The organism is Kitasatospora sp. NPDC004614 (assembly GCF_042873675.1).
Lineage (GTDB): Bacteria > Actinomycetota > Actinomycetes > Streptomycetales > Streptomycetaceae > Kitasatospora.
The window spans coordinates 228,011-242,103 of sequence record NZ_JBIALR010000006.1; the positions used below are offsets into that span (position 1 = coordinate 228,011).

12 protein-coding genes and 1 riboswitch are annotated in these 14,093 nt (G+C 74.2%); of the genes, 4 read left to right on the forward strand and 8 right to left on the reverse strand.

Annotation, left to right across the window (positions count from 1 at the left end; translation table 11 throughout):
* Nucleotides 1-13 precede the first annotated feature (13 nt).
* The 3 genes from ACFYST_RS16475 to ACFYST_RS16485 form a co-directional block, all read right to left on the reverse strand.
* Complete coding sequence (locus tag ACFYST_RS16475; protein ID WP_387862905.1) at nucleotides 14-1,516, reverse strand: alpha/beta hydrolase; 1,503 nt, start codon at nucleotides 1,514-1,516, stop codon at nucleotides 14-16.
* Nucleotides 1,517-1,647: 131 nt separating this feature from the next.
* Complete coding sequence (locus ACFYST_RS16480) at nucleotides 1,648-2,124, reverse strand: OsmC family protein (protein WP_387862908.1); 477 nt, start codon at nucleotides 2,122-2,124, stop codon at nucleotides 1,648-1,650.
* A 4-nt stretch (nucleotides 2,125-2,128) separates the two neighbouring features.
* A complete protein-coding gene (locus tag ACFYST_RS16485; protein ID WP_387646213.1) occupies nucleotides 2,129-2,770 on the reverse strand; it encodes a GntR family transcriptional regulator in 642 nt (213 codons plus the stop codon).
* A 149-nt stretch (nucleotides 2,771-2,919) separates the two neighbouring features.
* Here ACFYST_RS16485 and ACFYST_RS16490 point away from each other — a divergent pair, with 149 nt between their 5' ends.
* Nucleotides 2,920-4,560, forward strand: coding sequence for a DUF4190 domain-containing protein (locus ACFYST_RS16490; protein WP_387646211.1), 1,641 nt, complete (start codon nucleotides 2,920-2,922; stop codon nucleotides 4,558-4,560).
* Between the two features lie 117 nt (nucleotides 4,561-4,677).
* On the opposite strand, the gene ACFYST_RS16495 is transcribed toward ACFYST_RS16490, so the two are convergent.
* From ACFYST_RS16495 to ACFYST_RS16515, 5 genes are all read right to left on the reverse strand, one after another.
* Nucleotides 4,678-6,063, reverse strand: coding sequence for a cobyrinate a,c-diamide synthase (locus ACFYST_RS16495; RefSeq protein WP_387646209.1), 1,386 nt, complete (start codon nucleotides 6,061-6,063; stop codon nucleotides 4,678-4,680).
* A 4-nt stretch (nucleotides 6,064-6,067) separates the two neighbouring features.
* Entirely contained in the window at nucleotides 6,068-6,664 is a 597-nt protein-coding gene (gene cobO / locus ACFYST_RS16500; RefSeq protein ID WP_387646657.1) for a cob(I)yrinic acid a,c-diamide adenosyltransferase, read from the reverse strand.
* Nucleotides 6,665-6,669: 5 nt separating this feature from the next.
* A complete protein-coding gene (locus ACFYST_RS16505) occupies nucleotides 6,670-8,715 on the reverse strand; it encodes a putative cobaltochelatase (RefSeq protein ID WP_387863030.1) in 2,046 nt (681 codons plus the stop codon).
* 44 nt (nucleotides 8,716-8,759) lie between these two features.
* Nucleotides 8,760-10,307: a cobyric acid synthase gene (locus ACFYST_RS16510; protein ID WP_387646207.1), complete on the reverse strand. Its 1,548-nt coding sequence runs from the start codon at nucleotides 10,305-10,307 to the stop codon at nucleotides 8,760-8,762.
* A gap of 97 nt (nucleotides 10,308-10,404) precedes the next feature.
* A complete protein-coding gene (locus tag ACFYST_RS16515; protein WP_387862911.1) occupies nucleotides 10,405-11,346 on the reverse strand; it encodes a cobalamin biosynthesis protein in 942 nt (313 codons plus the stop codon).
* Between the two features lie 53 nt (nucleotides 11,347-11,399).
* A riboswitch (cobalamin riboswitch) is annotated at nucleotides 11,400-11,482 on the reverse strand.
* A gap of 175 nt (nucleotides 11,483-11,657) precedes the next feature.
* Between ACFYST_RS16515 and ACFYST_RS16520 the strand changes: the two genes are divergently transcribed.
* From ACFYST_RS16520 to ACFYST_RS16530, 3 genes are all read left to right on the forward strand, one after another.
* Nucleotides 11,658-12,167, forward strand: coding sequence for a hypothetical protein (locus tag ACFYST_RS16520; RefSeq protein ID WP_387862914.1), 510 nt, complete (start codon nucleotides 11,658-11,660; stop codon nucleotides 12,165-12,167).
* 94 nt (nucleotides 12,168-12,261) lie between these two features.
* On the forward strand, nucleotides 12,262-12,897 hold the full coding sequence (locus ACFYST_RS16525) for an RNA polymerase sigma factor (RefSeq protein WP_387862915.1): 636 nt from the start codon (nucleotides 12,262-12,264) through the stop codon (nucleotides 12,895-12,897).
* Nucleotides 12,894-13,949 carry a CU044_5270 family protein gene (locus ACFYST_RS16530; RefSeq protein ID WP_387862918.1) on the forward strand — a complete coding sequence of 352 codons (1,056 nt, stop codon included), beginning with the start codon at nucleotides 12,894-12,896 and terminating at the stop codon, nucleotides 13,947-13,949. Before ACFYST_RS16525 ends, ACFYST_RS16530 begins: the two co-directional genes overlap by 4 nt.
* Nucleotides 13,950-14,093: the final 144 nt, after the last annotated feature.

The window sequence follows — 14,093 nt, forward strand, 5'->3', positions numbered from 1 at the left end:
CCGCGCACCGGCCTCACCCGGCCTTCGGGCAGAACGCGTCCCGGGCCGGGCGGCGGCCGGTGGCCAGGAACTCCGACACCAGCGCGTCGCCGCAGGCGTTCCCGTGGGACAGGTAGGAGCCGTGGCCGCCGGAGTCGACCGTGACCATCCTGGCCCGGTCGCCGAACGCCGCGCGCAGCTTGAGCGCCCCCGCGTAGGGCGTGGCCGGGTCGCGCAGGTTCTGCACCATCAGTACGTTGGACGGCCCGTCGCCGGTGACCCGGACCGGCGGCTCGGCGGGCTGCCAGTGCCAGAACGCGCAGGCCGAGGCGTTCACCGGCATGCCGGCCGTGAGCGGGTGCGCGACCCGGTCGGCGGCCACCGCCGCGGCGTACGAGCCGAGGTCGCGCGGCCAGTTGACGTCGTTGCACAGGGTGGCGACCGTGACCGCCGTGGAAGCCTGCATCTGCGCAAGCTCCGCCGCGTCCGGCGCGGGCCCCTGCTCGGGCAGCGGGCGGTGGCCCTGGGCGGCCTGGATCAGAGCGGCCGCGGCGGGGAACTTGGCGTCCGCGTACAGGCTGTTCAGCAGCGTGCCGCGCACGCCGTTGCCGTCCAGTACGCCCGGGTTGTGGCCGGGCCAGGGCAGCGGGGCCGCGTCCAACTGCTGGGCGGCCGTCAGGTAGGCGGTGCGGACCTGCTCGGGGGTGTCGGCGATCCGGAACTCGCCGGCCGTGGGGGAGGACGCCCAGGCCGCGAAATCCGGGAAGCGGTCCTCCGCGCCGGTGGCGAAGGCGGCCAGCCAGCTGCGCTCGGCCAGGACCGGATCCGGGTTGTCGTTGCTGTCCAGCAGGATCCGGTCGGTGCGGTCGGGGAACATCGTGGCGTACGCGGCGCCCGCGTAGGTGCCGTAGGAGACGCCCCAGGTGGAGATCCGGCGCTCGCCGAGGGACTGCCGGATCCGGTCGATGTCCCGCGCCTCGTTCCGGGTGGTGATGCTGCGCAGCACCGGGCCGCCGTTGGCCGCGCAGCGGTCGGCGATGCGTTGGCCGGTGGTCAGGTTGGCATCGCCGCCGTGCCCGTCGGGCGCGGGCCAGGGCAGCAGCTTGCCGGGCGCCAGGTCGGCGTAGTCGAGCCCGCAGGAGACCGGACTGGAACGCCCGACGCCGCGTGGGTCGAAGCCGATCAGGTCGTACCTGTCCAGCACCGACTGGGGTAGCCGTTTCGCGGCGCTGCTCGGCCCGTTCAGGCCGGAGCCGCCCGGCCCGCCCGGGATCAGCACCAGCACGCCGCGCCGCTGATCCGGCTTGGCGGCGGTGATCCGGGAGATCGCCAGCGTCAGTGACGGCCCGTCGGGTTGTCGGTAGTCGACCGGGACCGTCACCTCGGCGCACTGCTGCCGCCCGTCCGCCGCCCCGCCCGTGCAGGCGGCCCAGGCGGGCCGGGCAGGGGCGGGAGCGGCGGCGGCGAGCGGTGCCGTCAGGCCGAGCAGGACGGTGGTGGCGGCGGCGAGGGCGGCGCCTCGTTGAGTGATTCGCATGACCACGAGTCTTCGCCGTTGTCACGTCCTGATCGATCCGGCAGGCCTCCGTCTTTTTCCTGGAGTCAGCCTCAGCGGAAGTACTGTAGCCAGCTATACCAAGGAAGTTGACGGAGCATCAAGGAGGTGCGTCAGGAGGCGGCGCGCACCGTGATGACCGGCTCGTGGCGGACCGGGAAGTTCACCGAGGACGCGATGAAGCAGTCCCGGCCGGCCGGGCCGTGCAGGGCCTCGGCCTGCTCGCGCATCGACTCGTCGGCGATCTCCACCCGGGGCCGCAGCATCGCCTCGGTGAAGTGGCCGCCGCCGCCCGCGGTCTCCATGGTGGCCTCCGCCTCGTCCGTGTAGGACAGCACCACCACGCCCTGGCGCGCGCAGTGCGACAGGTACGACAGCATGTGGCACTGGGCGAGCGCGGCCAGCAGGAACTGTTCCGGGTTCCACCGCGAACGGTCGCCGCGGAACGTCGGGTCGGCGCTGCCGAGCAGCGTCGGCACCCCGTCCGAGGAGATGTCGTGGGCGCGGGAGTACGAGCGGTAGGTGTCGGTACCGGTACCGAGGTTGCCGGTCCAGTCGACACGGACCGCGTAGTGGTGGGACAGGGCCATCAGGTCACTCCTTCTCGGGCGGCCGGGCGGCGGCGCAGGTGTCCAGGACGTGCCGCCGGGCGGCCGCCCCGGCAGCGGCCGGATCCCCGGCGATCACGGCGGCCAGCAGCTCACGGTGCTGGTCGTCCACCAGGGCGGTGCGGTCGGGCGCGTGCAGGGAACGGTGGGTGGAGACCTGGATCTGGTCCCACAGCCGCTCCAACGAGTGCAGGGCGACCGGGTTGGCGGAAAGCTCCGCGACCCGCCGGTGGAACTGCCGGTTCAGCCGCACCGCCTCCGTCAACTCGCGTTCCACGGTGGCCCGGTGCGTACGGTCGGCGAGCGCCGCCAGGTCGGTCAGCTCGGCCGGGGCCAGCCGGCCCGCCCGCTGCCGCTCGGCCGCGAGCTCGGCGGTCAGCGCCTCCAGCGCGGCCCGCACCCGGTAGACGTGCGACAGCTCCTCAGCGGACAGCTCCACCACCCGGACGCCGCGCCCGGCGGCGGCCAGCAGGCCGTCCGCGGTCAGCGCCCGGAACGCCTCCCGGACCGGAGTGCGGCTCACCCCCAGGGTCTCCGCGACCTCCACCTCGCCCAGCCGCGCCCCCGGTGGGTAGCGGCCGTCCAGGATCAGTTCCCGCAGGCTGCGGCGGGTGCTCTCGGTCTGCACGGCGGCAGCGTAGTGCGATGCATGCATTGCATGCAATGGTCACGCTCACGGTGCTGGAACTTCGGCGCGGAACTCGTTGGGAGAGCGACGGACCGGTCCGCTATATTCGCGCAGCCGTCGAACAGTTCCACGCCCCAAGGGGGAAACCCATGTCGTTCGACCAGGAGCGCTCCGGGGAGGCCGTCCCCGACGCCGCCCGGGACGACTCCCCGACCACGCCCGCCACGCCCACGGTTGACGCCGCAGACGCAGCGCCAGCGGCCGCGGTCTCCTTCAGTAAGCAGCCGGCCGCGCCCGAGTCGGCCCCCGCCGCGGAAGCGGCGGACGCGGAGAGCGCTGACGCCGTCGCGGTCGGGCCTGCCGTGGATGCACCGGCGGCGATCTCGTTCAGCAAGCAGTCCGACGCGCCGGAGCCCGCGCCCGTCGACGCACCGGCTGTCACCACCACGCCAGTTGACGCGCCGCCGGCCCCCGCCGCGCCGCCGGCGCCCGCGAACCCGTGGGCGCCGCCCGTCGCGCCGCCGCCCGAACTCGGCGCCGCGCCGGCCGGTGCGCCGGTCCCGCCCGGTGCGCCGGTGCCGCCCGGGGCGAACCCGTGGGGCGCGGCCCAGACCGACGCGACCGCCGGGGGCAACCCGTGGGCGCCGACGGGTGTTCAGCAGCCGTGGGGGACGGGCGGGTACCCGCCACCCGGCATGCCCGGCGCGCCGACCGGGCCGATGATGATGTACCCGCAGCCGCAGCGGTCGCTGTACACCAACAACCTGGCCATCGCCTCGCTGATCACCGGCATCGTCTGCTGCTACTTCGGCTTCATCGGCATCGGCCTGGGCATCGGCGCGCTGCGCCAGATCAAGCGGACCGGTGAGCGCGGCAAGGGCCTGGCCATCTCCGGCATCGTGACCGGCAGCCTCGGCATGGTGCTGTTCGTGCTCTCGGTGATCGGCGGCACCTTCAGCGTCCAGGACTTCGAGGACGACAGTTCCACGCCCTCGCACGTCACGTCGACGTCGAACGCCGCCACGCCGGACTCGCCGTTCCGGCTGCGGGTCGGCCAGTGCTTCAACCGGGCCATGACCGGTTTCGCCAAGCCCGTGGACTGCACGTCCTCGCACCACGGCGAGGTCTACTGGACGCAGCCCACCAGCAAGCAGGACGGCAAGTACCCGGGCGAGGACGCGCTGAAGGCGGAGGCCGACGAGGTCTGCCCGGCGCACGTCGACACCTATGTGGCGGACACCTGGACGATTCCGGACTCGGTGTCGACCTTCTACTACTTCCCCGACCGGCTGGGCTGGAACACCTCCGGCAGCCGCCGCATCGTCTGCTTCCTGGGCAACGAGGACAAGTCGTCGCGCACCGGATCGCTGCAGAAGTACCCCAGCACCCTGACCACCGACCAGCGTCAACTGCTGGACGCCACCAACCAGTTCGACCGTGCCTGGATCAACGGCCCGGACGAGGACACCAAGGTCGAGGACGACCCGCAGGCGTTCCGGGCCTGGGCCAAGGACATGAGCGTGGCCGCCACCAAGCAGGCCACCATGCTGAAGGCCGCGCACTGGAACACCGCCGACAAGGCGACCGTCGACCGCCTGATCGCGAAGTCCATGACCGCGTCCGACCACTACCTGGCGGCCTACCGGTCCACCGACAACGCCACCCTCCGCCGTGAACTGGGCGTCGCCGAGGACAACTTGGGCGACGAGGAGATCATCTCGCTGCGCCGCGCGCTGGGCCTGGCGACCGCGCAGGAGGAGCCGTCCAAGAAGGGCAGCCAGCCGGTCTGACCGGCCGCCCCCGGCCGTCCCCCGGCCTGACCGGCCCGGTCGGCCGCGCGAGCCCGGCTCGCGCGGCCGATCCGTCGTCGGCTCCCGTCAGCTCCTGGTAGCTCCCGGCGGCTCCCCTCAGCTCCCGTCGTGCGAGGCGGCCCAGGCGGCGGCGTGCCGGACCAGCCGGGTCGGCAGGGCGGGGGCGCCCGTCCAGTGCAGGTGCAGGTAGGAGGCGTGCACCGAGCCGTGCAGGTGGCCCTCGGTGTGCGGGCCGGTGGGGGTGCGCCAGCCCCAGGCGGGGGACGGGCCGGCCGCCGGGTCGGTGACGGTGCGGTGGAACTCGTGGCCGCGCACCCGGGACCCGGCCGCGGCGAGCGGCGAGTCGGCGAGCGCCACCGCCTCCCGGTAGCCGAGGGTCAGCCGGGGCGTCATCCGGGCCGTCGTGTCCAGCACCCCGCACATCGGCAGGCCATCCAACTCCCGCCCCAGGTAGAGCAGTCCGGCGCACTCGCCGACCACCGGGGCGCCGCTCGCGGCGAGTTGGGCGACCGCCGCCCGCAGGGAGGCGTTCGCGCTGAGCTCGGAGACGTACACCTCCGGGAAGCCCCCGCCTATCACCAACGCCGAGGTCCGCTCCGGCAGTTGCTCGTCGTGCAGCGGGTCGAAGGGCACCACCTCGGCGCCGGCGGCGGTCAGCAGTTCGGCGTTCTCCGCGTACGAGAAGGAGAACGCCGCGCCGCCCGCCAGCGCGATCCGCGGCCGGGGACCGACCAGCGGTTCCACCTCGGCCGCCGGGTCCCACGCCGTGCAATCCAGCGGCGGGGCGGTCCGGGCCAGCGCCAGCACTTCGTCCAAGTCGACGGAGGCGGCGACCAGTTCGCCCATCTCGCGGACCGCCCGCAGCGCCTCCGCCGAACGTTCGACGGCCGGCACCAGGCCCAGGTGTCGGGACGGGGTGTCCACCGCCTTCGCCCGCCGTACCGCGCCGAGCACCGGCACCCCGGAGCCCTCCTCCAGGGCCTCCCGCAGCAGCGTCTCGTGCCGGTCCGAGGCGACCTTGTTGAGGATCACCCCGGCGAGGCGCACCTGTGGGTCCCAGGACGCGAAGCCGTGCACCAGCGCCGCCACCGAACGGGACTGCGAGGAGGCGTCCACCACCAGCACCACCGGCGCCCGCAGCAGCTTCGCGACCTGCGCCGTGGACGCCAACTCGCCGCGCCCCGCCGCCCCGTCGTACAGGCCCATCACGCCCTCGACCACCGCCACGTCCGCCCCGGCCGCGCCGTGCGCGAACAGCGGGGCGATGCGCTCCGGGCCGCTCATCCAGGCGTCCAGGTTGCGGCCCGGACGCCCGGCGGCCAGCGCGTGGTAGCCGGGGTCGATGTAGTCCGGGCCGACCTTGTGCGGGGACACCTTCAGCCCGCGCGCGGCCAGCGCCGCGATCAGGCCGGTCGCCACCGTGGTCTTGCCCGCGCCGGAGGACGGGGCGGCCACCACCAGCCGGGGAATGCTGTCGTTCAAGGGTCTACCACTCAATACCGCGCTGGCCCTTGCGGCCCGCGTCCATCGGATGCTTCAGCTTGGTCATCTCGGTGACCAGATCGGCCAGTTCGAGCAACTGCTCGGGCGCGTTGCGGCCGGTCACCACCACATGCTGGCTGCCCGGTCGGTCGCGCAGCACCTCCACCACCTCCGCCACGTCGATCCACCCCCAGTGCAGCGGGTAGGTGAACTCGTCCAGTACGTAGAACCGGTACGTCTCGGCCGCCAAGTCCCGCTTGACCTGCTCCCAGCCCTCCCGGGCCGCCTCCTCGGACGACTCGATGTCGCGCTGCACCCACGACCAGCCCGAGCCCATCTTGTGCCACGCCACCGTGCCGCCCTGCCCGGACTCGCCGAGCACCCGCAGCGCGTTCTCCTCGCCGACCTTCCACTTCGCCGACTTGACGAACTGGAACACCCCGATCGGCCAGCCCTGGTTCCAGGCCCGCAGCGCCATCCCGAACGCCGCCGTGGACTTCCCCTTGCCCGGGCCGGTGTGGACCGCCGTGATCGGCAGCGTCCGCCGCTGCCGGGTGGTCAGTCCGTCGTCCGGGACGTTCTCCGCAACTCCCTTGGGCATCCTGCTCACGCCGCCTTTCGTGTCGTAGAGGTCGTAGAGGTCGTAGAGGTCGTGGAGGTCGTAGCAGTGGAGGTCATCGCCGTCCGGGCCTCGCGCACCAGCGCGGCCACGCCCTCGGCCCGCAGCTCGTCCAGGCTCACCGCGTCACCGTTCAGGTGCGCCGCCAACTCCCGTGCCAGGCCCAGCCGGACGGGGCCGGACTCGCAGTCCAGCACCACCGCGGCCACCCCCTGCGCAGCCAGCAGCCCCGCCGCCCGGTGCGACCGCGCCACCGCGTCGCGCGTGCCGGTCGCCCGGCCGTCGGTCACCACCACCAGCAGCGCCCGCCGGTCCGGGTCGCGCAGCCGCTCCACCCGCAGCACCTCGTGCGCCCGCAGCAGGCCCGCCTCCAGCGGCGTCCGCCCGCCGGTCGGCAACTGCTCCAGCCGGGCCGCGCCCACCTCCACCGAGGAGGTCGGCGGCAGCGCCAGCTCCGCGCCGGAGCCCCGGAACGTCACCATGCCGATCTTGTCGCGCCGCTGGTAGGCGTCCATCAGCAGCGACAGCACCGCGCCCTTGACCGCCGTCATCCGCTGCCGGGCCGCCATCGACCCGGACGCGTCCACCACGAACAGCACCAGGTTCGACTCCCGCCCCCGGCGCACCTGTTCGCGCAGATCGTCCCGCCGCAGCACCAGCGCCCGGCCGGCCCGCCCGCGCGCCACCTGGTGCGGCGCCGCCGCGCGCAGCGTCGCACTCAGGTGCAGCCGGGTCAGCCGGCCCTGCGGCCGGCGCGCCCGCACGGTGTGCCCGGCGTCCGTCTCGGCGGGGGAGCGCCGTCCCTGCGCGCCCCGGCCGGTGCCGTCCACCTTGAACAGCCGTGTCCGGTAAGGGTGTTCGGACGCCACCGGCGACGACTCCCGGGAGCCGCCCGGCCGTTGCTGCGGCGGCGCGGGCGGGGCCTCCGAACTCGCCTCCTGCGCAGGAGGGGTGGGGTCGGACGGTGCGGGGGAGCCGCCGCCGTCCGGACCGTTGCCGCCGTCGCCCGGACCGTCGCCGGGGCCGTTGCCGTCGTCGTCCGGGCCCTCGCCGTCCGGTTCCTGGTGCTCGGCCAGCGTCCGGTCCAGCTGCTCCTGGTCCAGGCCCGGCGCGTCGAACGGGTTGCGCCGCCGCCGGTGCGGCAGTGCCAGCTGGGCGGCCTTGCGGACGTCCTCCTCCAGCACCTCGGTGCGACCCGCCCAGGCCGCCAGCGCCACCGCGGTGCGGGCCATCACGATGTCCGCCCGCAGGCCGTCCACCTCGAACGCCGCGCACACCGCCGTGATCTGACGCAGCGCCAGGTCGGAGAGGTCGACGGACGGCAGCAACTCCCGTGCCGCGCCGATCCGTTCGGCGAGCTCGAGCTCGCGCCCGGCCCAATTCGCCGCGAAACCGGCCGGATCGGCGTCGTAGGCGAGCCGGCGGCGCACCACCTCGGCGCGCTCGTCCGCGTCCCGGGTGGCCGCGATCTCCACCGTCAGGCCGAACCGGTCCAGCAGCTGCGGCCGCAGCTCGCCCTCCTCCGGGTTCATCGTCCCCACCAGCAGGAACCGCGCCGCATGCCGCACCGACACGCCCTCGCGCTCCACGTACGAACGCCCCATCGCCGCCGCGTCCAGCAGCAGGTCCACCAGGTGGTCCTGGAGCAGGTTCACCTCGTCGATGTACAGCACGCCCCGGTGCGCCTTCGCCAGCAGCCCCGGCTCGTACGCCTTCACGCCCTCGGCGAGCGCCCGCTCCAGGTCCAGCGAGCCGACCACCCGGTCCTCGGAGACGCCGACCGGCAACTCCACCAGGAATGCCGGACGTTCTGCCGCGCCTTCATCGGAGTGCGGGCCATCCGGGCACTGTGCGTCCGGCGACGCCGGGTCGCAGGCGAACCGGCAGCCGGCCACGGTGGCGATCGACGGCAGCAGCCCTGCCAGCGCGCGCACCATCGTCGACTTCGCGGTGCCCTTCTCGCCCCGCACCAGCACGCCGCCCACCGCCGGCGACACCGCGTTCAGCAACAGGCCCAGCCGCAGGTCGTCCATCCCCACGACAGCCGTGAACGGGTAACGGGCATCGGTCAGTTCAGTCACTTCGACCTCTCCATCTCCACCGGAGCCGGGGCTCCGGGCGGCACGAACGGCAGACCTGCCGGCGCCCCGTTCTCGATCAGCTTCCACAGCGCGTCCGTGTCGGCGTGCTCCGCCACCAAGTCGCCCAGTGCGTCCAGCCGTTGCTCCCGCGCCGCCGCGAACGAGGTGTCCGGCGCCGGGACGAACGCCCGCCCCGCGGCGCGGGCCACCTCGGCGAGGAACGCCCGGCGGAACGCGTCGTTCTCCAGCACCCCGTGCCAGGTCGTTCCCCACACCGGCCCGACCCGGCAGCCGTCCAGCGCCCGGCCGTCGGTGTCGGTGACGAACGACTCGCCACCGTCCACCGACACCACCCCGTGGTGGATCTCGTAACCCGCCACCCGCTCACCGAGCGCCACGCCCGTCGGACGCGCCAGCACCTTGTCCGCGCCGAACACCACCCGGGTCGGCAGCAGCCCGAGCCCGTCCACCGTGCCGGCCCGGGACTCGACCGCGTCCACGATCTCCCGGCCCAGCATCTGGTACCCGCCGCACACGCCCAGCACCGGCAGCCCCGCCGCGACGCGCCGCGCGAGCGGCTCCACCAGGCCCTGCGCCCGCAGCCAGGCCAGGTCCGCGACCGTCGCCCGCGTCCCCGGCAGCACCACCAGGTCCGCGTCCGCCAGCTCCTCCGGACGGGTCGCCCAGCGCACCAGCACACCCGGCTCCTGCGCCAGCGCATCCACGTCCGTGAAGTTCGACAACCGCGGGAACCGCACCACCGCGACCCGCAACACCTCCGCCCCCACCGGCCCACCTGCCGCCGGGCGCTGCGCGACCGACGCCAGATCCAGCGAATCCTCCGCGTCCAGCCACAGCCCCTGGAGCATCGGGAACGTCCCCAGCACCGGACGCCCCGTCAACTGCCGCAGCATCTCCAACCCCGGTGCCAGCAGACGCGCGTCACCGCGGAACTTGTTCACCAACCAGCCCGCGACGAGCGACTGGTCGTCCGCCGACAGCAGCGCCAGCGTCCCGAACATCGACGCGAACACCCCGCCGCGGTCGATGTCCCCGACCACCACGACCGGCAGCCGGGCGGCCGACGCCAGGCCCATGTTGGCGATGTCCCGGTCCCGCAGATTGATCTCCGCCGGCGAGCCCGCACCCTCGCAGACCACCACGTCGAACCGCGACCGCAGGTCCGCCAGACACTCCAGCGAGCGCTCCAGCAGCACCGGCTTCCGGTCCCGGTAGTCCAGCGCCCCGACCTCCGCCACGGCCCGCCCCATCAGCACCACCTGACTCCGGCCGTCCGCCCCCGGCTTCAGCAGCACCGGGTTCATCGCCGCCTCCGGCTCCACCCCCGCCGCCTGGGCCTGCATCGCCTGCGCACGCCCGATCTCCGCCCCGTCGGCCGTCACGAACGAATTCAGCGACATGTTCTGCGCCTTGAACGGCGCCACCCGCACCCCCTGCCGCCACAGCCACCGGCAGATCCCCGCCGTCACCACACTCTTTCCGGCGTCCGAGGTCGTCCCGGCCACCAGCAACGCGCCGTTCACCGGCGACCTCCTTCGAATCGGGCGAAAGCCCAACAGTCGTCGAACTCGCCGTTCCGCACGGCCAGTTGCACCCACCGCGCGGGCAGCGCGGCCGGGTTCACCCGCGCCGCCGTCCGGCCAGAGCCGCCCGCGCGGCGAGCGTCACGCCAAGCGCGAGCACGCCGACCCGGCGGGAGAGGCGACAGGCGCGGTCGATGTCGGCCGGGCCGACCGGCGGCAGGCCCGCGCCCAGCACCGGCCGGTGCTCGACCCGCTCGCCGTAGCGCAGCGTCCCGCCCAGCTGCACGCCGAGGGCACCGGCGAACGCGGCTTCCGCCTGGCCCGCGTTCGGGCTCGGGTGCGCGGAGCCGTCCCGGCGCCAGACCCGCCAGGTCCGGGCGGGGGAGTCGGACGCTGCGACAGTCAGCAGCGCGGTGAGCCGGGCGCCCGGCCAGCCCGCGAGGTCGTCGAGACGGGCCGAGGCCCAGCCGAAGCGGTGGTAGCGCGCCGACTTGTGACCGACCATCGCGTCCAGCGTGTTCACGGCCCGGAACGCCAGCAGCCCCGGGACGCCCGCCAGACCGCCCCACACCAGCGCGTTGACGACCGCGTCGGCGGTGTTCTCCGCGACGGACTCGACCACCGCCCGGGCCACCTGCTGCTCGTCCAGCCCCGACGGGTCGCGCCCGCACAGGTGCGGCAACCGCTCCCGAGCCGCCGTCAGATCCTCGGCGGCCAGCGACCGTCCGATGGCCCGGGCCTCCCGGGTGAGCGACGTCCCGCCCAGGACGGTGAACGTCGCACCCGCGGTCAGCGCCGCCGCGGCGAGCGGCGAGCGACGGACGGCCCGCGCGACGAGCGCCGCCCCGCCCCCGACGGCGCCGACGGCGAGTGCGGTGTGCAGGGCGCCCGCCCCGCGGTGGTCGCGCCACAGCCGGCGCTCCAGCCGGGCCGCGGCAGTGCCGAACAGGGCGACGGGGTGTCCGCGCCGGGGGTCTCCGAGCCGGGCGTCCGCGAGATACCCCGCGACCGCGCCCACCAGGTACGGGGCAGCCCGCATGGCGTTGTGTCCTCACTCAGGGTCCGCGCCCTGGATCGACGGAACGAAGGCCAGAGTCTCCTGACTTCCGGTCACCCCCGCGCGGGGTGAACGGTCACAGTGGCGGGACCGCGCCGGACTCGAACCGGCTTCCTCTGCTTGCCTCCGTTTGGCCCGAAGATCCCACCACGCCCGCTTCGGGCCAGTCAACCGAGGCGCCGGACGAGTTGGTCACACCCCGCCCACTGCTGGGGCCGAGGTCAGCGCGCCTCCGACGGGCCCTAGGATGCAGCCACATTCGACGCCCGGACGGGCGGGGCGGGGGAGGAATCGTGCGACAACTGGTCCGGCGCACCGTGCCGGTGGCCGCGGTCCTGGCCGCCCTGGTGGCGCTCTCGGGGTGCACGGTTGCGAGCGATGCCGTCGCCGGGATCTCCGTGAACGAGGACGGCCGGCCGCTCGGCGTCATGCTGGTCTGCGGCCACCGGATCGACGGAGCGACGCTCTCCACCAGCGAGGGCAGCCACCAGGAGACGATCGGCACCTGGACCGCCCGCACCGCCCTCGAGCCCGGGCTGACCACCTGGACCCTGGACGCCCCCGCCGACGGCTGGGAGACAGGCAAGTCCGCCACCCCGCTCGACGCCGGCACCACCTACCACCTCCACGGCTGGACCAAGGACAACTCCCGGTCGTCGACCGCCACTTCCTTCACCCCCGAGGACCTGAAGCAGCTCACCCCGGGAACCGTCCGCTACGACGGCACCGCCTCCGACGGCAGCGGCACCACGCTCACCGTCCCCGTCGCGGAGTTCCAGGCCTCGGCCTGCCGGAAGCACTGACCGCGCCCGGGCCGAGCCTCATCCGCGCCCTCGCCGGCCCCAGTTGGTGACCTGCGTCACGGGAACCGGTGCGCCTGCCCGGACAAGGCATGACGTGAACCATCCACACTCCCGGCTGCGCGCCGGGAATCCCGAAGCGTTCCGTGACCTGTTCCGGGACCACTCCTCGCTGGTGTACCGCCACGCCGTGCGCGTGACCGGGAACTGGACCCTGGCCGAGGACGTGGTCTCGCTGACCTTCCTGGAGGCCTGGCGCCTGCGCGGGAAGCTCCGCGACGAGGGCGACAGCCCGCGCCCCTGGCTGATGGGCATCGCCGTGAACGTGCTGCGCAACACGACGCGCGCCGCCCGCCGCCACAGCGCGGCCATGTCCCGGATGCCGGCCGCCGACGTGGTCCCCGACTTCGCGGACGAACTCGTCGGCCGGATGGCCGACTCCGAGGAACTCGCGGCCGCCCGCAAGGCCCTGGCACGGCTGCGGCGCTCGGAACGCGAGGTTTTCGCGCTGTGCGTCTGGTCCGGGCTCGGCTACGCCGAAGCGGCCACCACCCTCGGCGTGCCCGTCGGCACCGTGCGCTCGCGCCTGTCCCGCGCCCGCACCCGACTGCGCAAACTCGCGGACGAGGAACTGCGCGCCGCGAGAAAAAACCCGGAACCCCTCCCGATCCCCGGACAAGTACAGGGCAGCCGCGACACCGCGGCCCGGCCGCACAAGGAGACGCACCGATGATCCGCAACCTGCGGCGGCGCAACGAACCGCTCGACCACGCGGAACTGGCCCGCCTCCTGCCCGCACCGGCCGACCCCCGCCTGGCGGCCGACCGCCAGCACCTGCTCGAGGAGCACCTGATGAGCGAGATCCACCGGTCCGACCCCACCCCCGCGCCCGCCCCGGCCCGGCGCCCGCTGCGCCGCACCGCACTGATCGCGGTGCCGGTCGCCGCGGCCGCTGCCCTCGCCGTGGTCGTCTCCTTGGCCGGCTCGCCCGACACCACGACGGTGGCGGCTCCGAAGCTGGTCAAGGCGCCCGTCGTGCAGATCGACGAGGGGAGCACGGTCAAGGTCACCTCGACGGTGCGTGAGCTCGCCGCCGCCGCGACGGCGAACCCCACGCCCCAGCCCGGAGCGGGCCAGTACATCTACATCAAGAGCCGGGTCTCCTTCCTGGCCTCCAGCTTCAACGGGGACACCGGGGAGTCCGCCACCTGGGTCCAGCCGCTGCACGACCGCGAGGCGTGGAAGTCCCCCGACGGCACCAAGGGGTGGCTGGACGAGCCGGGTTACCAGGCCAAGGGCGGCATCGAGCTGGGCAGCGACGAGCCCCGCAACGATCTGACCTACAAGTGGCTCGCGGCCCAGCCCGCCGACCCCGACGCGCTGCTGAAGTTCGCCTACTCGACGGCGAGCGGCAACCACGACCGTGACCAGGAGGCGTTCAACGAGATCGGCTCCATCATCCGCGAGCAGCTCGTGCCGTCCGCCCTCGCCGGCGCGCTCTACGAGGCGGCCGGCAAGATCCCGGGCGTCGTGGTGGTCGAGCACGCGCAGGACGCCTCCGACCGCGACGGGATCGCGCTGGCGCGGCTGGACCCGCAGACCGGCGAGCGGTCGGAGTGGATCTTCGACCGGGACAGCCACCAGTACATCGGCAGCCGCGGCGTGCAGATCCGGGAGGTCAACGGCGTCAAGCCCGGCACCGTCGTGGAGCGCACCAGCATCGTCACCCGCGCGGTCGTCGACGCCAACAAGCAGCGCCCCGGGGCCGGCCAGAGCAAGGCCTGACACCCCCGCACCGGCCGGGGCCACCACCCCGGCCGGTACCGCCGGTGAAGGGCGAAGCCCGCGAACGTCACCCCCAGCGGGGCCCCGGCTCGCCGTCCGCCGCCCGGGCGGGTGCACTGGAGGCAAAGCACCCGCCAGCCCCCG

Coding starts and splice junctions, on each gene's coding strand:
- ACFYST_RS16475 (WP_387862905.1), bottom strand. CDS start 1,516: ATGCGAATCACTCAACGAGGCGCCGCCCTCGCCGCCGCCACCACCGTC.
- ACFYST_RS16480 (WP_387862908.1), bottom strand. CDS start 2,124: ATGGCCCTGTCCCACCACTACGCGGTCCGTGTCGACTGGACCGGCAAC.
- ACFYST_RS16490 (WP_387646211.1), top strand. CDS start 2,920: ATGTCGTTCGACCAGGAGCGCTCCGGGGAGGCCGTCCCCGACGCCGCC.
- cobO (WP_387646657.1), bottom strand. CDS start 6,664: ATGCCCAAGGGAGTTGCGGAGAACGTCCCGGACGACGGACTGACCACC.
- ACFYST_RS16505 (WP_387863030.1), bottom strand. CDS start 8,715: ATGGACGACCTGCGGCTGGGCCTGTTGCTGAACGCGGTGTCGCCGGCG.
- ACFYST_RS16515 (WP_387862911.1), bottom strand. CDS start 11,346: ATGCGGGCTGCCCCGTACCTGGTGGGCGCGGTCGCGGGGTATCTCGCG.
- ACFYST_RS16530 (WP_387862918.1), top strand. CDS start 12,894: ATGATCCGCAACCTGCGGCGGCGCAACGAACCGCTCGACCACGCGGAA.